We start from the raw sequence: 20,746 nt of genomic DNA on the forward strand, positions 1-20,746 counted from the left end.
TTTGGTGATACCTGAAAATTTAACCGCACATTTTACCTCATTTTTGCCTTCTGTCTTGCGCTTGTGCATGCGCAAATTGCAGTAAATTCGTCGCCAGATCGCCAATTTCAGCCATTTTCCTTTGCCAGCGCAGCGAAAGCGCGCTCATTTCAGTCTGATCTGCAACAAAGTCCTGCCACAATCTGCACCAGTTGATGTCGCTCACACTGCCTTGCGTGACGCCGTTCCAGGCCAGAGCGAGCTGCTGAGCAGCTGGCAGGCTGGGCTGATGGGCATTCAGGAAGGCGCGCAGCTTTTTGTGATGCAAATTCTCATCCTGCGGATAGATATGCCAGATAAACGGCCGGCAAGCCCATTGCGCGCGCACGAAGGAATCCTCGCCACGCACAAAGTTGATATCGCAAGCCCATAGCAGACGGTCATAGTCAGGCTGGGGAATGAAGGGTAAGACCCTTACCGTCAATGCACCCCGGCTCAGGTGTGCTCCTGCACGCGCAGGCTGCCCCAGAAAAGCGCTGATCTCAGTGTGTGCCACGCCTTCCGGAACCAGCAGCGTGATCGCCTGTTCTTGCTGTTGCCAGACTTCCAGCAAGGCCGCTACCGGCGCATGGGGATAGCAGAACAGGGAAATTTTCTGCGCAGAGATTTCTTCTGCCGTCAGGCCCAGTCCGCGCAGAAAGGCAGCGCTGTGCACCGTATCGGACTGGAAATGGCTGCGCTGAGGCGCGATCTCAGCCTCGCATAGCAGGCCGCCGGTTTTGATGGTAAAGCCAGGGAAAAAGAAATGCTTGGTAATCGGTAGCGAGGGATGGGGTGAGGGCAGGGTGTGGCAGCCTTCCACCCATTCTTCTGCTGTCAGGCCTTCCAGATTCAGCCATACCGGACGCGGCTCACACTGTGCCATCGCCTGTATATAGCCTGGCGGGATATCGCAGGCAAAGAATTCAATCACGATGTCGGCGATCTCTTCAGTGGAAAACTGTCCATCCTGGTTTTGCCAGTGCCGTATCTGTATTCCTTGCACAGTCTGGTGCGCGGCATGCATATCCACTTCGGGGCAAATGCGGCGGAAGCTGGACAGGTCATCGACCCAAAGCTCGACTTGTAGCAAATGTTCGTGTGCCAGCTGGCGTGCGAGGCGCCAGCAAATGCCGATGTCGCCATAGTTATCGACGACTTTGCAAAAGATACTCAGGCGCGTGGCAGGAGGATTTGTTTGATGCATAAATATAAAATCAGCTGTGTACGGTGTGATGTGAACTGGTCTGGAAATCAGACGAAGGTTTCAGGCAAAGTGATTCTTCCATGAGCGCAGCGCGGCAAAGCTGGCGACCGGGTCATCACTGTTTTCCAGTCTTCCAGACGCAATTAAAGCCGCAATCACGGCAGGTTCACGACTACGTAAGAAAGGATTGGTGCGCTTCTCCAGCCCAATCTGGCTCGGAACCGTTGGCTGGCCTAGTGTTCGCTTTTCAGTATCCGATTTCATGCGGTCTTGCAGTGCGCGGTTGTCCGGTTCTGCCGCCAATGCAAAGCGTAAATTGGATAAGGTGTATTCATGCGCGCAGTAGACCTCAGTTTGATCCGGTAATGCTGCCAGTTGATCCAGTGAGGCCAGCATCTGCGCCGCTGTGCCTTCAAACAGCCGGCCGCAGCCACCCGCAAACAAGGTGTCGCCACTGAACAGCCAGTGCTGTGCCTCGGCATAGTAGGCGATGTGACCGGCGGTATGTCCTGGTACATCGATGACTTGCAATTGCCATTGCGGCGCTTCTAAACGCACTACATCACCACCATCCAGTGGATGGTCAACTTGCCGTATGCCATCACGTGCGGGGCCGAAGACCGGCACGCGCTGATGTGCGAGCAGTGCGTCGACGCCACCGGTATGATCTGCATGATGATGGGTCAGTAAAATCGCAGTCAGACTCAGTTGATGTGCTTCCAGAGCATGTAAGATAGCATTTGCATCGCCCGGATCGACCGCGACGGCTGAAACGCCATCGTGAATGATCCACAGATAATTGTCGTCAAACGCAGGGACAGTCAATATACTCAGGGAATTCTTCATAAACGCGCATGGATGCATTGGAAAAGCACATTATAGACCTCGATGCCTGGTTGTCGTTGCCGGCAGGTCAGTACATCAAGGATTGGGAACAGGCTGCCTTGTCACGCCTGGTCGTCGATATCTTTGGTTTTCATGCTTTACAGATCGGAATGCCGCAAATCGATGCCTTATCGGCCAGCCGCATGCCGCATCGCTGGCAAAGCGTAGGGCCGCATGCGCCGCGTGTTGCCAGCCCGGCTACACGCGCAATCGCCGTGGTACATGATTTCACTGAATTGCCATTTGATTCGCAATGTATGGATCTGGTGATCCTGCCGCATGTGCTGGAATTCGCTGAAGAACCACATCAGATCCTGCGCGAAGTCGAACGTATCCTGATTCCGGAAGGCAGGCTACTGATCACGGGTTTCAATCGCGCCAGCAGCTGGGGAGCGCGACAGGCGCTGGGGCGTTTGCGCGACAGCTATTTCCTGCCGAAGGAAGGCGAATTCATCAGTCCCGCGCGTTTAAAAGACTGGTTGAAATTACTGAGCATGGAAGTTGGCAGTCTTGAGTATGGCTGCTATGCGCTGCCGCTGCGCTCAGAGAAATGGCTGCAAAGGAATGCCATGCTGGAGAAAATCGGCAAACGCTGGTGTCCTTTTGTCGGCGCCGTGTATATGATGCAGGCCGTCAAACGGGTGCGCGGCATGCATTTGATTGGCCCGGCCTGGAAAAACAAAAAACGGGCAAGGGTACAGGCAGTACCGGTTGCCAATAGCAAAAAATGAATCATGGACACAATTGAAATTTATACAGATGGCGCATGTAAGGGTAACCCCGGTGTAGGCGGTTGGGGTGCGCTGCTGGTCGCAGGCAAGCACGAAAAAGAATTATTTGGCGGTGAGCAGGAAACGACCAATAACCGCATGGAGTTGATGGCGGTGATACAGGCACTGGGTGCCTTAAAACGGCCCTGCCATATCCGCCTGCATACCGATAGCCAGTATGTATTAAAAGGGATTACCGAATGGATCACAGGCTGGAAGGCCAAGGGCTGGCGTACTGCTTCTAAAGCGCCGGTAAAAAATGTCGACCTGTGGCAGAGTCTGGATGCTGCCCAGGGCACGCATCAGATTGAGTGGATCTGGGTCAAGGGCCATGCCGGTCATGCCGGTAACGAGCGGGCTGACGCGCTGGCTAATCGCGGTGTGGAGAGCGTGCTCGCACAAAGCTGATGTCCGGGGTATAAATGAAAAACAAAAAAATCCTGCTGCTGGCCTTGATTGCTGCGTTTTCCGCCTGTGGGAAGCATGAGCCAAAAAAAACGAATACGCCAGGCAAGGGATTAATTTTTCCTCCAGTGCCTGGTATGTTGACTTTTACCATGAGCAGCGTGGATAAAAACAAAATTGAATGCGTGAGCGCGGCTGCAAACAAGTTTGGAATAGTTGCCAAGATCAATAAGACTGAGACAGAAACATTTTATAGCTCGTCACCAAACGCTAAAATGCAGCATATTAAATCGACACAATACAGCGTGAGTGGAAACTGGTTGGTAACTGGTGATAGCGTTGAGTTGGTTGAATTTTCAAAGGAGTTAAATACTTGCCAGAATAATCTTGCAGGAGAGGAAACTACCTTGACGATGTCGTTTAAGGAGCGGCTTTAGGTCGAAAAACTGTCGTGGTACCCCATCATTTGAAGATGTCGATACGGTATTTTAATCAGGTAAGGGAGTCGAATAAGCAGGAGAATCGGGTTTGAATTGATCTTGCTCGACGGATTGAGTTTCATTGAAACGACGCCAGGAAATTCAGCATGGTTTTCACATTGCAGATGGAAACCTCTTAAGCGTAGTGTAAAAAATGCCGGATACGTCCGGCATTTTTTTTGCGAGTTGTGATGTTCACGAATGGTAAAAATCATCCTTCTGAACAGCGTTTGCTGATATGAGCCAGTGCCTCTTCAACCTGATCGATCAGGATCAGGCACAGATCGCCAGCTTGCAGACGTTCCAGTGCGAGGTCGATGGCCACGAATTCACCCGTGATTTCATCAACGCGCGTGGTTTTCTTGGCCGTTTTGAGGCCATCACGCAGCAAGGCAAGCACTTCACCATCGGCGCGGCCACGCTGGCACTGATCCTGATACAGAATCACATCTTCGAATGCATCGCCCAGGATTTCTGTCTGTTGACGGATATCCTGATCGCGCCGGTCGCCGGCACCGCTGATCACGACTGAGCGACGTTGTGCAGGCATGGTTTCCACCGCCTTGACCAGGGCCAGCATCGCATCCGGATTGTGTCCGTAATCTGCAATCACCGTAGCACCACGGAAATCGAACATGTTGAAACGTCCGGGCGCATTGTCGTTTTCATTGGCAAAGCTCTTCAGACCTGCGCGGATCACGTCGAAATCCATGTTGACAGCCCAGGCTGCCGCTACCGATGCCATCACGTTTTCAACCTGGAAGCCTATGCTGCCATTGCGTGTGATTGGAATGTCGGACAAAGGAATGCTGTGCTTCATTTTGCCTTCTGCCGCGATCAGATGACCGTTCTCGACATAGACTGCGCGTTTGCCCTGGGCGCGCTGCGCTGCCATCAGCGGGATTTGTGGGTCAGCTGCAAAGAAAATCACTGCTGCCGGACTATTCGCTGCCATGCCGGCTACGATAGGATCAGCTGCGTTCAACACAGCATAGCCATCGTCTGCGACGTTTTGTACGATCACGCGCTTGAGTACCGCCAGATCTTCCACTGTCGTGATGTAGTTCAGACCCAGATGGTCGCCAGAGCCAATGTTGGTGACGACTGCGACCTGACAACGGTCATAGGCCAGACCCTCGCGCAGCACGCCGCCCCTGGCGGTTTCAAAGACTGCAGCATCGACATCCGGATGGGACAGTACATTGCGTGCGCTGCGTGGACCGCTGCAGTCACCACTGTCAATCTGACGGCCATTGACATACACACCATCCGTATTTGTCATGCCGGTACGCAGGCCATTGGTGGTCATCAGATGGGCGATCAGTCGCACCGTCGTGGTTTTGCCATTGGTGCCAGTCACGGCGATGATAGGAATGCGGCCATCATTACCCGGCTCAAACATGGAGTCGACGATGGCTTCGCCGACTGCGCGTCCTTTGCCGAACGACGGTGATAAGTGCATGCGCAAACCTGGCGCTGCATTGACTTCTACGATGCCGCCATTGAGTGCTTCTATCGGTTTTAAGACACTGTCGCAGACCAGGTCGACGCCACAAATATCGAGGCCAACCATTTGTGCCGCTGCGATCGCACGTGCTGCGACTTCCGGGTGCACGTCATCGGTTACGTCAGTCGCGGCGCCACCGGTAGACAGATTGGCGTTGTTACGCAAAATAACGCGTTGTCCTTTAGGTGGTACTGACTCGGCGCTGTAGCCTTGTTTTGCCAGGCTGGCGAGCGCGATATCGTCGAAGCGTATCTTGGTCAGTGAAGTGGAGTGACCACTGCCACGGCGTGGATCTTTATTGACTTGTTCGACCAGTTCGCGCACGGTTTGTTTGCCATCGCCGACGACTTGCGGCGGATCGCGTCTGGCGGCGGCCACCAGTTTGTTACCGATCACCAGTAAGCGGAAGTCATTGCCCGGCAAGAAGCGCTCGACCAGGATGTCATCGCGGAATTCGCTGGCCGCAAGATAGCCGGCATCCAGTTGTTCACGCGTCGTGACATTGACGGTCACACCCTTACCCTGATTGCCATCTTTAGGTTTAATCACGACCGGCAGGCCGACTTCCAGTGCCGCAGCCCAGGCATCGTCAGGGCTGGAGACTGCACGTCCCATAGGCACAGGGACACCGGCCGCATGCAGTAATTTTTTGGTGAGTTCTTTATCCTGTGCGATCGCTTCGGCAATCGCGCTGGTGCCATCCATTTCAGCAGCCTGAATTTTACGCTGGCGTGAGCCCCAGCCAAATGCGACCAGGCTGCCATCGGTCAGGCGGCGATAAGGAATATTGCGTGCAATCGCGGCATTGACGATGGAGCCGGTAGACGGGCCCAGACGTACGTCTTCATCCAGCTCACGTAATTGCTCCAGTGCTGCAGCCAGATCAAAAGCGCTATTGTCGACGGCGGCCTGTATCAGTTTTTCAGCCAGTTCCAGCGCAAGGCGACCGACTGCTTCTTCGGAATACTCAACCACTACCTGAAACACACCTTGTTCCAGTGTTTGGGTGGTGCGGCTGAAAGTGACCGGGCAACCAGCTTGCGCTTGCAAGCCTAATGCAGCGAGTTCAAACACATGGGCAATCGAAATGGCGTCGTTGTGACCGGTGGGCTGAAGTATGCTCAGTTCCGGGAATAAGGCACGCAGGCGGTCTTCAAATCCGGCCAGTTCTGCGATAGCGCATTCCGCTTCGCTACATTTAACGATGGCTTCAACGGCCGTATGGTGGCTCCAGAGATTGGGGCCGCGCAAGGCACGAATGCGTGATACTTCCATAAAAACTTAGTCCTGTCGAAAAGGGCAGAATTCAGGTCTCATTCATCATCTGGTCAGCAAGCTTTGCCTGATCCAGATTTGCCTGAGCCTGTAACAAAAATTAGTCTGCCGCTGTCAAATATCTGAGGCACTGACGGCGGCAGGTGGATTAGCCAAAAATCAAAATGCTGCTTTGGTGCTGGTGTCAAAAGTGCGCAAACCTGCCGCGATCAGTTCTGGCGACACTTGCAGCGCCCAGGCGGCGGCAACGGCAGCCAGTACGCTCAGTGCTTTTTCTGCTTTCGCTGGCTTCAGGGCAGACACCGGCATGAGCTGGATTTCTTCTGCGCCGGACGCCAGTATGATTTCTCCGTCACGAATGAAAGCCACACGCTTACCTTGTTCGCGGTGTGCGACGATGGCAGGCAGTTCTGCCGAGCTGGCATAGAAAATCACATCGCCATCACATAATTCGGCCAGTTCCACCACGGCTGCTTCATCGGCATTTAAGACCGCGACGCCATCCGGCAACACCACATCGACCTGAGTGCGCATGATCTTATACATCTGCTCCGGCTCAAGGATGTAGAAATCGCCCAAGTCAGCAGCACCATCGAAGTCTGTGACCACAGCAACGCTGCAACGGTCATAGGCCAGGCCATCGTTCAGGATAGCGCGCGCATTGGTCTCAAATACGGCGGCTTCAACCGACCGGTTGATCAGCAGGCGCTCGCCAGCATTCCAGGTCGCGCAATTGCCTTCCGTGACCAGTCGCTTATTCAGGAACAGTCCGTCCTGACAAGCCACGCCGGTTTGCTCGCCGTGCATATGCAGCAGGCCCGCGATCAGACGTGAAATCAGGCTGGTATTGCGGCTGCCTGCGACACCGATGATATCGATGCGGCCGGATTCTTCTTCTGCGAACAAATGATCGATAATCGCTTTGCCGACTTCACGGCCTGCACCATTGGCAGGCTTGATGTGAGCCAGTAAGCCGGGGCTGGCATTGACTTCGATAATCGCGCCGGTTTGCGCTGACAGCGGTTTGGAAATGTCTTCTACAACCAGATCCACACCGGCGATATCGAGACCGACGATGCGTGCTGCCAGGCATGCGGTTTCTGCGATGTCCGGATGGATATCGTCAGTCACATCGAGGGCAACATTGCCGTTAATCTGGATCAGTACTTTTTGACCATCCAATGGAATAGATGATCCAGTCATTCCCTGACGGTCAAGTTCCAGATTCACTTCTGCTGCCTCGTTAATATCAACGATGTTAAGCGGAAAATCTTCTGTTGTTCCACGTCGTGGATCGGTATTAATCTGGCTGTCTATCAGCTCTACGACTGTGGATTTTCCATCGCCGCTAATCCACAACGTCTCACCTTTGCCGACTGCAACGACCTTATTGCCGACGACCAGCACACGGTGTTCATCGCCGGTGATGAATTTTTCGACTATCACAGATTTGCTGCCGCCTTTGCGTACTGCCAGCTCATACGCCGCGGTCACGTCAGCCAGTGTCATCAGATTCAGTGAGACGCCACGGCCATGATTGCCGTCATAAGGTTTAATCACGACAGGCAGGCCGATATCCTGTGCCTCTTCCCATGCTTCTTCAGCGCTGCGCACGATGCAGCCTTCCGGCACTGGCACGCCGCAGGATTGCAGCAGGGTTTTGGTCAGATCTTTATCGCTGGCGATGCTTTCTGCAATCGCGCTGGTGCGGTCGGTTTCTGCTGTCCAGATACGGCGCTGTGCTGCGCCATGGCCTAACTGCACCAGGTTGCCATCGGTCAGACGGATAGATGGAATTCGGCGCGCGGTCGCTGCATCAACGATGTTGGCGGTACTCGGTCCCAGGCAGCGTGAATCGACCAGATCGCGCAATTCTGTGAGTTGCGCTTCCAGATCGAAAGCTTGGTCATTAATGGCGGCCATCAACAAGTCACGGGCTATCGCAAGGGCGCGGCGTCCGACCTGTTCTTCACGGGTACGGAAAGCCATCTTGTAGACGCCGATCACATTGGTGGAGCGGGTCTGGCCAAAGCCAGTGCGCATGCCAGCCAGATTCTGCAGTTCGAGTACGACGTGTTCCAGGATATGACCTGACCAGGTGCCTTCGCGCAGACGCTCGAGGAAGCCACCGCGCTCTCCAACGCCGCAACGATGTTCCATCAGGCCAGGCAGCCAGCTGGTCAGTCGCTCATAGAGTCCGGGCAGCAGGTTGGAGGGGGTGTCTTCAAGAGCACCGATATCCAGCCAGGTTTCTATGACTGGGCGGTAGGTCCAGATATTCGGCCCGCGTAAGTGGTTGACGCGGAGAATGCTGATGTCTTTCTTCTTAGTTGTCATGTAAGTCATTTCTAGCCGACCCGGATAGATATCCAGATCCTGTCATAGGTAGAATCATACTTCGCTTCTCAAGTGCATTCAGGCTAAACGATTGACATGGAGTGTCAACCAATCTGCTTTCCTGCCGTTATCAGGCCACCGGCATGGATATATTCAACACAAAGCGGGAATGTAAGACGCGCTTGCTGATATACTTGCGCGCCAGCGCAACAGCTTGAATCCTCTTGATCAGTTTCGTCTGATTATTCTTCTTTCGATAGAATACCGTAAATTGCCGCCTCCGTGATATGGCTTATTGCCATTACGGAAGCAAGAAATCTGTTTTTTCAAAATTTTCAGTCCCGATTTCCCCGGGAATAGCGCATCTGCCGGAGTTTGCTTCACGATGACCACTTTATTACCTAGTTCCGAGCAATCCATTTTATCGCTGAGCGCCGAATGGCAATCTGCGCTCGCACAACAGATCGCCAAAGGCGAAAACGTACAGAGTGCGTTTGAGGTTGACCTCGATAACAAACTTCATTTTGTCAAAGGCCTCATCGTCGTGACCGATCAGGCGATCCTGAGCAGACCGGCCGGAGAGACAGAGTGGAAGCGCTGGGCGTTTGAGCCGGGCTTGCAATTAAAACACTACGATCATGCCGGTGTCGGTCATTTGCAATTGACGAATCAACAAGGTCTGCTGGCCAGCTGGCGTTTTACACTGGGACAGAATCTGCATGCAATCCGTTTGCTGGATCATTTTAAAGAACAGCTCGATAGCTTTGTGACTGGCCAGCCGGTGCAGCGTGCCGAGCAAAATACCTGCCCCAGCTGCAAGGCCGTGTTGGAAGCGGATCAGGAAGAATGTCCTGTCTGTACCAAGGTGATTTATACGCCGCCGTCTACCTGGACCTTGCTGCGCCTGTGGCGCTTTGCCCGTCCCTACCGTTTGCAGCTGTTTATCGGTTTCGCACTGATGTTGATGGGTACGGCAGCGCATATGATTCCGCGCTATCTGACCAAGCCACTCACGGATGAAGTGTTGATTCCGTTTCAGCGCAAGGAGTTTGTCGATCCTAATCTGGTGTATCTGTACATAGGTGGTTTGTTGGGATCGGCTGTGATTGCCTGGCTGCTGAGTTGGGGCAAGACTTACATACTGGCTCTGGTCTCTGAGCGTATCGGCGCTGATTTGCGTACCACGACCTATGAACATTTGTTGAAATTATCGCTGGAATATTTTGGTGGTAAACGTACCGGCGATTTGATGTCGCGTATCGGTAGTGAGAGTGACCGTATCTGCGTCTATCTGTCGTTGCATTTACTCGATTTTGCAACTGATGTATTGATGTTCGTAATGACTGCGGTCGCGCTGTTGCAGATCAATACCAAGCTGGCGCTGGTGACTTTGCTGCCGCTGCCATTTATCGCCTGGATGATCCATCTGGTGCGTGACAAGTTGCGTACTGGCTTCGAGAAGATAGACCGGGTCTGGGGCGAGGTGACTAATGTGCTGGCCGATACCATACCAGGCATCCGCGTGGTGAAAGCCTTTGCACAGGAAACGCGTGAAGCGGGTCGTTTCCGTGAGGCGAATAAACATAACCTGGCGGTGAATGACCGTCTGAATAAAGTCTGGTCGCTGTTTTCACCTACCGTTTCTTTCCTGACTGATCTCGGTATTCTGGTGGTGTGGGCCTTTGGTATCTGGCAGGTCGCGCATGAAGAAATCACAGTCGGTGCACTGGTCGCAGCAGTGGCTTTCATCAGTAACTTTTATGGCCGTATCGATTCCATGAGTCGCATCGTGTCAGTGACTCAGAAATCGGCATCGGCAGCCAAACGTATTTTTGACATTCTGGATCATGTGTCCAGCGTACCTGACCCTCAGCATCCGGTGAAAGTACAAGAAGTCCAGGGCAAGATAGAGCTGCGTGAAGTCGGCTTCCGTTATGGTAACCGTGCCGTGAATCGCGGCATTAACCTGACCATAAAACCAGGTGAAATGATAGGCCTGGTAGGACATAGTGGTTCCGGTAAGAGTACTTTGGTCAATTTGATCTGCCGTTTTTATGATGTGTCAGAAGGCGCGATACTGCTGGATGGTAAAGATATACGTTCGTACGCGGTATCCGATTACCGCAGCCAGATCGGTCTGGTTTTGCAAGAGCCTTTCCTGTTCTTCGGCACCATTGCTGACAATATCGCTTATGGCAAACCCCACGCGACGCGCGAGGAAATCATCGCAGCAGCAAGAGCTGCTCATGCGCATGAATTCATTCTGCGTCTGCCGCAAGGCTATGATTCTATGGTGGGTGAGCGTGGTCAGGGCTTGTCCGGCGGTGAGCGTCAGCGTATTTCGATCGCGCGTGCCTTGTTGATTGATCCTAAGATCCTGATCATGGATGAAGCGACTTCTTCCGTCGATTCACAGACGGAAAAAGAAATTCAAAAGGCACTGGACAACCTGGTGCAAGGCCGTACCACCATCGCGATTGCGCATCGTTTGTCTACCTTGCACAAGGCAGACCGTCTGGTGGTACTGGATCGTGGCCAGGTAATCGAAGTCGGTGGTCATGACGAATTGATGGCGAAGCAGGGCGCGTATTTTGATTTGTACACAGCCCAAGCCAGAAACGCGCAATTAGCAGGAGATGAATAAGATGGCGACTACGCAATTCAATTTACACAGAAATCCGTTTGCGCAGTTAATTCTGACCAATCAGGCCGGTGAAGTGTTTGAAGGTGTCAGCCCGGTGCGTGCCTTTCCTATTCAGTCACCAGCCGGATGTATTTCTCTGGTTACGACCGATGGACGTGAAGTGGCCTGGATAGACAGCCTGGAAGACTTGGCTGATGGCGTACGTCAACTGGTGCTGGAAGAGCTGGGCGGGCGCGAATTTATGCCTGAAATTCAGTCTATTACCGCTGTCAGCAGTTTCGCTGTGCCTTGTACCTGGACCGTCAGCACAGATCGCGGCGTGACTGCTTTTGTTCTCAAAGGGGATGAGGATATCCGTCGCATCGGTCAGGCTTCCTTGCTGATTACCGATAATCACGGTATTCAGTTTCTGATCCGCGATATGTTCACGATAGATAAACACAGCCGGAAAATTCTGGATCGTTTCCTGTAAGCGCAGACTTCTCAGCCGTGAATACCTGGTGCGCCCTGATCATTCGGGGCGTTTTTTTTTACTCTCGCGGAAATACAAATTGCTGAGTCTGGTTTCGCCGGGCAAAGGCAGCACTTCCTGCAGGCTGAAACCCAGTAAATTCAGCAAACGGTTCGAGCGTTCATTGTCCGGATCTGTAATGGCCGCCAGCCGCGGCAGATGCAAATCCTGTTCCGCATGCTGCACAACTGCCTGCGCCGCTTCCAGTGCATAGCCCTGACCGGTAAAGCGCGGCAGGAAAGCATAGCCAAGGTCTGTGCAAGGCAGGCTATCGCGCTTGATCAAGCCACAAATCCCCATCGCAATACCTTGTTCCTGGTCACAGACCACATAAAAGCTGTAACCAAATTGTTGCTGACTGGCAATCGGTCGGGTTTGTATCCAATCCATCGCCTGCTCAGGTGTTCTGACACCCCGGTCGCCGATAAAGCGCAGCCATGAGGGATCGTTGAGTAATTCCAGTACGAAATTGGCATCATCTATGTTGAATACTCGCAACACTAATCGTTTGGTTTGTATGGGTAGCATGTTCTTCCCCAAGTCCTTGTCCAGATTCGTTTTCAGGCTAATAACAAAAGTTTCCATGCCCAATATGTTCTTGAATGAAATGATAATCGAATAATAAATTGCTTTTTAAAATTAAATTTCCTTTTGGCACATGCCTTGATGCGGCGTAAGATGAAAACATGAAGTGAATTTTATGCAGAAGAAGCATTTGTTGCGGTCAGCCTTTATAACAGCCAACCCGGGAGAGCATAATGAATGTCAAGTCGTTAAAAAGCAGGTTGATCTTTGCGATTGCCAGTCTGATCACGATCTGTACCGTGATATTGACGATAGGTAGTTATATCCGTATGAAGTCGCAGATAGAAGCTGGGCTGGCGAATGAAGTGCGTGGTGTGGCTGCTGGCTACGACGCAATTCTGGGTAACTGGATACAGGTCAATACCTCCATGGTGGCAAGTCTGGCAAACGCGGTAGGGAATGGTGCGGATCTGACCACCAGCCTGACGATGACGCGCACCGGCGGCAGCTTTCTGAGTGTGTATCTGGGAACGCCAGATAAAACCTTCACCAATAATCCACCAAATCCACCGCCTGCCGGCTATGACCCGACTGTGCGTCCCTGGTACAAGGCGGCAATGGAAGCTAAAAAGCCTATCGTGACTTCGGCCTATATGGGCGTGAACCCACCTGGCTTGATGATCTCGTTTGCGGCACCGGTTAAAGGTGGCGAGGCCGGGGTGGTCGCGGCCGATGTGTTCCTGACCAAGATCGTGGAACAGATTTTAAATATTAAACTGGCCGGTGATGGCTATGCCTTCCTGCTCGACAAATCCGGCCAGGTGCTGGCACATGCGGACCAGACCAAGGTGTTAAAACCAGCCAAAGAGATCGCCGCTGAACTGGCGCTGGAAAATCTGTCTGGTCTGGCGGGTAAAAAAGAACTGATACAAAGTAGTGTTGCCGGTAAAGCCAGCTTTATCTATCTGCAGCAAATTAATGGATCTGATTTATATCTGGCGCTGGTGGTGGATAAGCAAAAAGCCCTGGCTTCGCTGGATCAGTTATTGATGATTTCCGCGGTGGTGCTGCTGATCTTGCTGGCTATCGTTTTGCCGGTCACCACCTGGCTGGTAGGGCATATGCTGTCAGGCTTGCAGCGCGTGCGCGATGCGATGCTGGCGATTGCAGCCGGTGGCGGTGACCTGACCCGCAAGATCGAGGTAGAGGGCGAAGACGAAGTGGCGCAGACCGCAGATGCATTTAATAATTTTATGGATCAGCTGCGCGTGATGGTGGTCGATGTGCGCAAAGCGACTGACTCGATTACAGTAGGTGCAACTGAAATTGCGACTGGGAATATGGATTTGTCCGGACGCACCGAGCAGCAGGCGTCTTCGCTTGAGCAAACCGCGGCGAGTATGGAAGAGCTGACCGAGGCCGTCCGTAATAATGCAGAAAATGCACGGGAAGCCAATCGTATGGCGGTGAATGCCTCGGACGTGGCGACGCAGGGGGGAGAGGTCGTCAATAAGGTGGTGACGACCATGCAGGGTATTTCAGACAGTTCACGTAAGATCGTTGACATCATCAGCGTCATCGAGGGCATCGCATTCCAGACCAATATCCTGGCCTTGAATGCAGCCGTTGAGGCGGCGCGTGCCGGTGAGCAGGGACGCGGCTTTGCGGTGGTGGCGAGTGAAGTCCGTACGCTGGCGCAGCGCAGTGCGGCAGCAGCACAGGAAATCAAGAGTCTGATTGAAGACTCTGTCTCTAAAGTTAATGAGGGTTCGGAACTGGTCGATAAAGCTGGTGCTTCGATGACGCGTATCGTGTCAGCAGTCGATCAGGTGGCCGCAATTATTAATGAAATTACTTCCGCCTCGGCTGAGCAAAGCGATGGTATTCAGCAAGTGAATCAGGCGTTGGCGCACATGGATGAAGCGACTCAGCAAAATGCGGCGCTGGTTGAACAGGCCGCTGCAGCGGCCGGTTCACTGGAAGAGCAGGCCAACTTATTGAAAGTAGCGATGTCTGCCTTCCGTATGGAACACAATGCGCCTGCCACAAGGGTGAGTGCAGCAAGCGGCGCACGCTCAGGACGCCAGGCCAGTCTGGGGTATGACGCCTGAGTGAGTCGTAACTCTTAAGTCTTAGGATAGGGTGGCAATCACCGGCGCATGATCCGATGGTTGCTCCCATTTTCTGGGAGCCCGGTCTATCACGCAGGCTGTACAACGTTCTGCCAGCGGTTTGCTCAACAGGATGTGATCTATCCTGACTCCCTTGTTCAGCCGGAAGCCCAGTGCGCGGTAATCCCACCAGCTGAATAATTTATCCGCCTGTTCAAATTGCCGGAAGCTGTCGCTCAGACCCAGCTGTAGCAACTGCTGGAAAGCAGCACGCTCTTCCGGCGAGACCAGATTCATGCCTGCCCAGGCGGCCGGATCATGCACATCGCGGTCATCCGGGGCGATGTTGTAATCACCCAGCAAAGCCAGTTCAGGATGTTGCTGCATTTGTGCGCTGACCCAGTTGTGCAGCGCTGTCAGCCACTTGAGTTTGTACTGAAACTTATCGGAATCCGGCGCCTGTCCGTTTGGAATATAGGCACAGATAATCCGCATGCCCTGTATGGTCGCGGCGATGATTCTTTGCTGTTCATCCTCAAACAAGGGATTGTTTTTCTGGATGTCAGTCATAGGATGGCGCGACAGGATTGCGACTCCGTTATAGGTTTTCTGACCGGTATAGGCGACGTGATAACCGGCTGCCTCTATCTCCGCTTGCGGAAATTTATCGTCGGTCAGCTTGGTCTCCTGTATGCACAGAATATCGACCGGATTAGTTTCCAGCCAGCTCAATACCTGCGGCAGACGTACCTTCAGAGAATTGACGTTCCAGGTGCTCATTTGCATAGTGCTACCTCAAAAAAAGAAAAGCCGTGCTCCAGGTGGAATGGAGCACGGCCTGATTTAACTGCTCAGGACTGCAGGCGCAGAGTCAGCCAGCTGACTCCGTCCTGATCAGCCTGCGCGGTTGATCAGGAAAGTTGTCAGCATCGGTACCGGACGGCCGGTGGAACCTTTTGCTGCGCCGGACTTCCAGGCTGTGCCAGCGATATCCAGATGCGCCCAGGTGTATTTCTTGGTGAAACGCTCCAGGAAGCAGGCTGCAGTAATACTGCCGCCAGCCGGGCCGCCGATATTGGCCATGTCGGCAAAATTCGATTTCAGTTGCTCGTTATAAGCTTCTTCAATCGGCATACGCCATGCGGTATCACCGCTTTGCTTACCGGCAGCCAGCAATTCATTGGCCAATGCATCATGGACTGCATCGTGACGTGTGAACAAACCGGTATTGTGATGACCCAGCGAAGTCACGCAGGCACCAGTCAGGGTGGCAACGTCGATGACCGCAGCCGGATTGAAACGTTCAGTGTAGGTCAGTGCGTCACACAGAATCAGACGGCCTTCGGCGTCCGTGTTCAGGATTTCTATAGTCTGGCCAGACATCGAGGTCACGATGTCGCCCGGACGGGTCGCGGTACCGGATGGCATATTTTCGCAAGTCGGGATCACTGCGTAGACGTTCAGCTTGAGTTTCATTTCGCCGATGGCACGCATGGTACCCAGCACAGATGCGGCGCCGCCCATGTCGTATTTCATCTCATCCATGCCAGCACCCGGTTTCAGGGAAATGCCGCCGGAATCGAAAGTGATACCTTTACCTACCAGTACAACTGGCGCATCTTTCGCTTTGCCGCCGCTATGCTTGAGGACGATGAACTTCGGTGGTTCAACAGTGCCATTGGTCACGGACAGGAAGCTGCCCATTTTGAGTGCCTGTATCTGTTTGCGATCCAATACCTCAGCGACCATCTTGTAGTCAGTCGCGATCTGTTTAGCGGTATTGGCCAGATAAGTCGGTGTGCAGACGTTAGGTGGCAGATTGCCGAGTTCTTTGGTCAGATCAACGCCATTCGCCAGTGCGATGCTTTGTGCCAGTGCGGATTTGGCCGCAGTCGCTTCAGCAGCGGCAACCGCAAATGCCACTTTTTTCACGCCTGCAGTGCTGGTGTCTTTTTTGCTCTTCAGTCCATCAGCGCGGAAGATGCTGTCGCGGAAGGCCAACACGGCTGCATTCAGGGACCAGTTGACAGTGCGCTCTTTGACGCCAGGCAGAGCAATAACTGCGTCGTTTGCGCCTAAACCTGCTAAAGTGCGGGCTGCTGCGGCAACGGCGGACTGATAGGCTTTTTCAGTCACAAGTTCGGAAGCTTCACCCAGACCTACCAGTAACACGCGTTCAGCGGCGATATCGCTGAGATTGCGTAACAACAGGGAGGAGCCGGCCTTGCCGGTGATGTCGCCGGATTTCAGCGCTGCAGCGATGGCGCCGGACGCATCCAGTGCAGTAGCAGCGACCGACAATTTTTTATTTTCGAATACACCAACAACGATACAAGCGGTTTTGATCGCCTTGTGGGCAGTTGAGGCACTTTTTGCGTCGATTGATTTTATGCTAAAGTCCACGTATTACTCCTCTTGGTAAGTCTCGTAAAACAGACATTATAATCCTTCTCATGATTTTTCAACGCGCGCTTCGACGTGAATTGCTGAGTGCAGCTGGCGCAGTCCTTGCAACCCTCTTCGTTATTACTGTTACCTGGATGCTGATCCGCGTGCTGGAACAGGCTGCTGGCGGTAAAGTCGCCTCATCCGATGTGCTGGCACTGATAGGCTTTATGTCCTTGATGTATCTGCCAATTTTGCTCATCCTGACCGGATTCATTTCAGTGCTGCTGGTGGTCACCCGCAGCTATCAGGAATCTGAAATGGTGGTCTGGTTTGCTTCGGGTTTGAGTCTGACACAATGGATAAGTCCTGTCATTAAGTTCGGTTTTCCTATCGTCGCACTGACGGCATTTCTGAGCTTTTTTGCCAGCCCTTGGGCCAACCGTCAGAGTGTGGAATTTGAAGAACGTTTTCAAAAGCGTTCAGACATTTCCAAGGTTTCCCCCGGTAAGTTTCAGGAATCTTCCGCTTCTGACCGGATTTTCTTTGTCGAGGAAGTCGCAGGCGATCTCAGTAAAGTGCAGAATATCTTCATCAACACCGTTAAGGATGGGCGTTCCAGTGTGGTGGTGGCGAAAGAGGGCAAAATAGAGATTGATAAATACGGGGACAAGTTTCTGGTCATGGACAGAGGCCGCCGCTATGACGGTCTGCCGACCGCACCGGATTTTCAAATGATGCAGTTTGAACGTTATGGCGTATTGGTTTCCAGTCAGTCGAATGCCTTGAATAGCGATAATTCCGCCAAGTCCATGCCCTTGTCTGAATTGTTGTTTCAGCCAGATTTCCATAAACAGGCTGAGCTGCTATGGCGTATCTCGCTGCCTGTGATGGCGGCCGTATTGATGTTGCTTGCGATTCCCTTGGGGTTTGTCAATCCACGCGTCGGGCGCTCAGCCAATCTGATTGTCGCCTTGCTGGCCACAGTGTTTTATCTGACGATGGTGAATATTTCCCAATCTCTGGTGTTACAGGGACGGACCGCGTTTGCCTTGGGCTGGTGGCCGGTCCATGCTGCGGTCGCAGTGCTGGTCTGGCTGTTGTTTGCCTGGCGATTAAAAATTAACAGCCGTTGGCATCCGGCCGGTATCTGGGCACGCTGCAAGTCTGGCGCAACACGCAAAGCGAGTGCAGCATGAAGATTTTACAAAAGTATTTTGGTACCGAGATTATCCGTGCCGTGGCGTTTGTCATGCTGGCTTTGCTGGCGCTGTTCTCTTTCTTTGATTTGATGAAGGAATTGCAGTCGGTGAACAGTGGCAGTTATCGCCTGTTGAATGCGGTGTTTTATGTATTGATGGGCTTGCCCGGCTATGTCTATGAGTTTATGCCGATTGCGGTGCTGATCGGTACTATTTATGTGCTGGCGCAGTTTGCATCTAATTCAGAATTCACCATCATGCGCTCTGCCAGTATGTCGACGGTAACCGCGCTGACGATGTTGATGAAAATAGGCCTGATCTTTGTCGCGCTGACCTTTTTGTTTGGTGAAGTCATCGCACCGGCCAGTACCAAATTCGCTGAGAGTATGAAACTCAAAGCACTGGGCGCATCGCAAAAGAAGGAGTTCCGCACCGGCTTGTGGACTAAGGATTTGGTACGTGAAAACGGGCTTAGCGGTGAGATCACAGGATCACGTTTTCTGAACGTGAAAGAGATCACGCCAGCGCGCCAGCTGAGGGATGTGCGGGTCTATGAATTCGATAAAGAATTCCGTCTGAGCCGTGAAGTCACTGCCAGCACAGCGGACTATATCGGTAAAAATACCTGGCGCCTGACCGATGTGGCTGAGACTTCGTTCCCGGTCACTTTATCGAGTGAAGACATTAATAAGGTGAAAACGGCGCGCTACCCGAGCCGGGATGTGGTCTCAGAAGTGACCCCGGAAATACTGACGGTATTGTTCGCTGATCCGGATCGTATGTCTGCCGTTGATCTTGCTGCCTATACCCGCCATCTGGTTGATAATAAACAGGATAGCGAACGCTATGAAATCGCATTCTGGAAAAAAGTGACTTATCCGCTGGCCATCCTGGTCATGATGGCGCTGGCTTTGCCTTTTGCTTATCTGCACGTGCGCAGTGGTGGTGTGAGCTTTAAAATTTTCAGCGGCATCATGATAGGCATGGTGTTTTATCTCATCAACAGCCTGTTTTCCCATATCGGTTTACTCAATACCTGGCCACCGTATGTGACAGCATTGGTACCCAGTGCCTTGTTTATGGGCCTGGCCTTGGCGGGATTACGTTACGTAGAAAGACATTAATGAAAGCAATCGTATTATTTGCGCATGGCGCAAGGGATCCAAGATGGGCTGCACCATTTGAGCGTTTGCAGAAATTGACTCAGGACGCCTTGCCCGAGGTCGTCGTCAGACTGTCGTTTCTGGAGTTTATGTCACCGGCTTTGCCGGAACTGGTGGCAGAGCTGGCGCAGCAGGGCTGTGAGCAGATTTCCGTAGTGCCGGTTTTTCTGGGGCAGGGCGGCCATGTGTTGCGTGATCTGCCGGTGATGCTGGACAGTTTGCGTACAGAGTATCCGGCTATCCAGTTCCGGCTTTCCACAGCCGTCGGCGAGGATGCGGCAGTGTTAATGGCGATACGTGATTATTGTGTGACCCAGATATAAAACCTGCGTGCTCTGGCTGTATCGCTGTATCAATGTTAGGCATGCATACGATTTGCTGCGCATAAAACATACATAAAACACACTTAAGCCACGCATACAGCCTAATTTCTCTTTTCCCCTTTTCTTCTCATCGATTCATTGCTTTAATGCAGCATATGTAGCATTAAAGCATGTATAGGATAGAGATGACAGTGCTGTGCAGCAGTCATCTACGCAGTATCTTTGATTAACCCGGACCGGGGGAGAGTCGCTGATGCCAGGGATAAAACTGCTATTGGGCTGGTACTTGCTTGCATTGACGCCAGCCTGGGCTGCCGAAATCATCGTGGTCGGCACCGATTTTTCGCATGTTTTTGAGCAGGATAAAGAGGGCAAATTCGATGGCTTGGCGGTCGCCACGCTGAACGAACTCGCCAGAAAAAATGGTGATCAGCTCAGCTTCGCGCTCTACCCCTGGAGTCGCGCACAGTGGATGGTCGAGACCGGACAAGCTCATATCCTGATAGGTCCCTACAAAACACCTGAACGAGAAGCTAAGTTCTTGTTTTCCAGACGGGCTTTTTATCGCGACTATATGCTGTTCTATGTCAGGGCTGGCGAGGGGCTGAGCTGGGATGGCAACTTACAGAATCTGATCGGCAAAAAAACCGGCGTCATCAATGGCTGGGTGTACACCCCTCAGTTTGAGCAAATGCGCAGCCGTTTACAACCGGTGGTCGCCAACACCTTAGCAAATGGCCTCAATATGTTGCAGGCACAGCGTATAGACTGGCTGGCTACGAACTTGCGCAATGCCGATGGCGTAATGCGACGCCTGAATACGGACGCAAAATTAGTCGCGGTCGAGCCACCCATTGGCATTCAGGATGGCTACTTCGCGTATTGTCAGCAATGCGATGCGCTGCGTCAGAAATATGATGCAGCATTTGAACAACTGCAGCAAACTCCTTTATGGCAGCAGTTGGCGGCGCGCTATGCGGTCAGGGTGCCCTGAGCTGT

The 20,746-nt window shown here is 52.7% G+C and carries 17 protein-coding genes; 10 read left to right on the top strand and 7 right to left on the bottom strand.

Annotated features, from left to right (window positions below; all coding sequences use genetic code 11):
• Window positions 1-37: 37 nt before the first annotated feature.
• Together earP and gloB are read right to left on the bottom strand one after the other, a co-directional pair.
• Window positions 38-1,225, bottom strand: a complete 1,188-nt coding sequence (gene earP, locus EYB48_RS09600) for an elongation factor P maturation arginine rhamnosyltransferase EarP (RefSeq protein WP_162020116.1) — start codon at window positions 1,223-1,225, stop codon at window positions 38-40.
• Window positions 1,226-1,285: 60 nt separating this feature from the next.
• A complete protein-coding gene (gene gloB, locus EYB48_RS09605) occupies window positions 1,286-2,071 on the bottom strand; it encodes a hydroxyacylglutathione hydrolase (protein ID WP_162020117.1) in 786 nt (261 codons plus the stop codon).
• Window positions 2,072-2,079: 8 nt separating this feature from the next.
• Between gloB and EYB48_RS09610 the strand changes: the two genes are divergently transcribed.
• Genes EYB48_RS09610 through EYB48_RS09620 form a run of 3 tightly spaced genes read left to right on the top strand, consistent with a single transcriptional unit; the run spans window position 2,080 to window position 3,722 of the window.
• Window positions 2,080-2,841, top strand: a complete 762-nt coding sequence (locus EYB48_RS09610; RefSeq protein WP_162020118.1) for a class I SAM-dependent methyltransferase — start codon at window positions 2,080-2,082, stop codon at window positions 2,839-2,841.
• Between the two features lie 3 nt (window positions 2,842-2,844).
• The gene (gene rnhA / locus EYB48_RS09615) at window positions 2,845-3,288 is read left to right on the top strand and encodes a ribonuclease HI (protein WP_162020119.1); all 444 of its coding nucleotides are present in this window, start codon (window positions 2,845-2,847) and stop codon (window positions 3,286-3,288) included.
• Window positions 3,289-3,302: 14 nt separating this feature from the next.
• On the top strand, window positions 3,303-3,722 hold the full coding sequence (locus tag EYB48_RS09620; RefSeq protein ID WP_162020120.1) for a hypothetical protein: 420 nt from the start codon (window positions 3,303-3,305) through the stop codon (window positions 3,720-3,722).
• Between the two features lie 253 nt (window positions 3,723-3,975).
• Here the strand turns inward: EYB48_RS09620 and cphA are convergent, their stop codons facing one another.
• Window positions 3,976-6,546 (bottom strand): cyanophycin synthetase, encoded by a 2,571-nt coding sequence (gene cphA, locus EYB48_RS09625; RefSeq protein ID WP_162020121.1) that lies wholly within the window; start codon window positions 6,544-6,546, stop codon window positions 3,976-3,978.
• Between the two features lie 159 nt (window positions 6,547-6,705).
• On the bottom strand, window positions 6,706-8,883 hold the full coding sequence (locus tag EYB48_RS09630; protein ID WP_162020122.1) for a cyanophycin synthetase: 2,178 nt from the start codon (window positions 8,881-8,883) through the stop codon (window positions 6,706-6,708).
• A gap of 385 nt (window positions 8,884-9,268) precedes the next feature.
• Between EYB48_RS09630 and EYB48_RS09635 the strand changes: the two genes are divergently transcribed.
• Window positions 9,269-11,527: a cyanophycin metabolism-associated ABC transporter gene (locus EYB48_RS09635; RefSeq protein ID WP_162020123.1), complete on the top strand. Its 2,259-nt coding sequence runs from the start codon at window positions 9,269-9,271 to the stop codon at window positions 11,525-11,527.
• A 1-nt stretch (window position 11,528) separates the two neighbouring features.
• Window positions 11,529-11,999 carry a cyanophycin metabolism-associated DUF1854 family protein gene (locus EYB48_RS09640; protein ID WP_162020124.1) on the top strand — a complete coding sequence of 157 codons (471 nt, stop codon included), beginning with the start codon at window positions 11,529-11,531 and terminating at the stop codon, window positions 11,997-11,999.
• A gap of 39 nt (window positions 12,000-12,038) precedes the next feature.
• On the opposite strand, the gene EYB48_RS09645 is transcribed toward EYB48_RS09640, so the two are convergent.
• Complete coding sequence (locus EYB48_RS09645) at window positions 12,039-12,566, bottom strand: GNAT family N-acetyltransferase (RefSeq protein ID WP_162020125.1); 528 nt, start codon at window positions 12,564-12,566, stop codon at window positions 12,039-12,041.
• Between the two features lie 230 nt (window positions 12,567-12,796).
• Here EYB48_RS09645 and EYB48_RS19430 point away from each other — a divergent pair, with 230 nt between their 5' ends.
• Complete coding sequence (locus tag EYB48_RS19430; protein ID WP_162020126.1) at window positions 12,797-14,674, top strand: methyl-accepting chemotaxis protein; 1,878 nt, start codon at window positions 12,797-12,799, stop codon at window positions 14,672-14,674.
• 21 nt (window positions 14,675-14,695) lie between these two features.
• On the opposite strand, the gene xth is transcribed toward EYB48_RS19430, so the two are convergent.
• Entirely contained in the window at window positions 14,696-15,460 is a 765-nt protein-coding gene (xth, locus tag EYB48_RS09655; protein WP_162020127.1) for an exodeoxyribonuclease III, read from the bottom strand.
• Window positions 15,461-15,568: 108 nt separating this feature from the next.
• A complete protein-coding gene (locus tag EYB48_RS09660; RefSeq protein ID WP_162020128.1) occupies window positions 15,569-17,077 on the bottom strand; it encodes a leucyl aminopeptidase in 1,509 nt (502 codons plus the stop codon).
• Between the two features lie 50 nt (window positions 17,078-17,127).
• Here EYB48_RS09660 and lptF point away from each other — a divergent pair, with 50 nt between their 5' ends.
• From lptF to EYB48_RS09680, 4 genes are all read left to right on the top strand, one after another.
• On the top strand, window positions 17,128-18,258 hold the full coding sequence (lptF, locus tag EYB48_RS09665) for an LPS export ABC transporter permease LptF (RefSeq protein WP_162020129.1): 1,131 nt from the start codon (window positions 17,128-17,130) through the stop codon (window positions 18,256-18,258).
• Complete coding sequence (gene lptG / locus EYB48_RS09670) at window positions 18,255-19,385, top strand: LPS export ABC transporter permease LptG (protein WP_162020130.1); 1,131 nt, start codon at window positions 18,255-18,257, stop codon at window positions 19,383-19,385. Before lptF ends, lptG begins: the two co-directional genes overlap by 4 nt.
• Entirely contained in the window at window positions 19,385-19,747 is a 363-nt protein-coding gene (locus EYB48_RS09675; RefSeq protein WP_162020131.1) for a sirohydrochlorin chelatase, read from the top strand. The genes lptG and EYB48_RS09675 overlap by 1 nt, the downstream gene beginning before the upstream one ends.
• Before the next feature lie 253 nt (window positions 19,748-20,000).
• A complete protein-coding gene (locus EYB48_RS09680) occupies window positions 20,001-20,741 on the top strand; it encodes a substrate-binding periplasmic protein (RefSeq protein ID WP_162020132.1) in 741 nt (246 codons plus the stop codon).
• Window positions 20,742-20,746 lie beyond the last annotated feature (5 nt).

The organism is Cognatundibacterium crateris (assembly GCF_010078235.1).
GTDB lineage: Bacteria > Pseudomonadota > Gammaproteobacteria > Burkholderiales > Burkholderiaceae_D > Undibacterium > Undibacterium crateris.

Coding starts and splice junctions, on each gene's coding strand:
- xth (WP_162020127.1), bottom strand. CDS start 15,460: ATGCAAATGAGCACCTGGAACGTCAATTCTCTGAAGGTACGTCTGCCG.
- lptG (WP_162020130.1), top strand. CDS start 18,255: ATGAAGATTTTACAAAAGTATTTTGGTACCGAGATTATCCGTGCCGTG.
- EYB48_RS09630 (WP_162020122.1), bottom strand. CDS start 8,883: ATGACAACTAAGAAGAAAGACATCAGCATTCTCCGCGTCAACCACTTA.
- EYB48_RS09645 (WP_162020125.1), bottom strand. CDS start 12,566: ATGCTACCCATACAAACCAAACGATTAGTGTTGCGAGTATTCAACATA.
- EYB48_RS19430 (WP_162020126.1), top strand. CDS start 12,797: ATGAATGTCAAGTCGTTAAAAAGCAGGTTGATCTTTGCGATTGCCAGT.
- earP (WP_162020116.1), bottom strand. CDS start 1,225: ATGCATCAAACAAATCCTCCTGCCACGCGCCTGAGTATCTTTTGCAAA.
- EYB48_RS09610 (WP_162020118.1), top strand. CDS start 2,080: ATGGATGCATTGGAAAAGCACATTATAGACCTCGATGCCTGGTTGTCG.
- cphA (WP_162020121.1), bottom strand. CDS start 6,546: ATGGAAGTATCACGCATTCGTGCCTTGCGCGGCCCCAATCTCTGGAGC.
- gloB (WP_162020117.1), bottom strand. CDS start 2,071: ATGAAGAATTCCCTGAGTATATTGACTGTCCCTGCGTTTGACGACAAT.
- EYB48_RS09635 (WP_162020123.1), top strand. CDS start 9,269: ATGACCACTTTATTACCTAGTTCCGAGCAATCCATTTTATCGCTGAGC.
- lptF (WP_162020129.1), top strand. CDS start 17,128: ATGATTTTTCAACGCGCGCTTCGACGTGAATTGCTGAGTGCAGCTGGC.
- EYB48_RS09680 (WP_162020132.1), top strand. CDS start 20,001: ATGCCAGGGATAAAACTGCTATTGGGCTGGTACTTGCTTGCATTGACG.
- rnhA (WP_162020119.1), top strand. CDS start 2,845: ATGGACACAATTGAAATTTATACAGATGGCGCATGTAAGGGTAACCCC.
- EYB48_RS09620 (WP_162020120.1), top strand. CDS start 3,303: ATGAAAAACAAAAAAATCCTGCTGCTGGCCTTGATTGCTGCGTTTTCC.
- EYB48_RS09675 (WP_162020131.1), top strand. CDS start 19,385: ATGAAAGCAATCGTATTATTTGCGCATGGCGCAAGGGATCCAAGATGG.
- EYB48_RS09640 (WP_162020124.1), top strand. CDS start 11,529: ATGGCGACTACGCAATTCAATTTACACAGAAATCCGTTTGCGCAGTTA.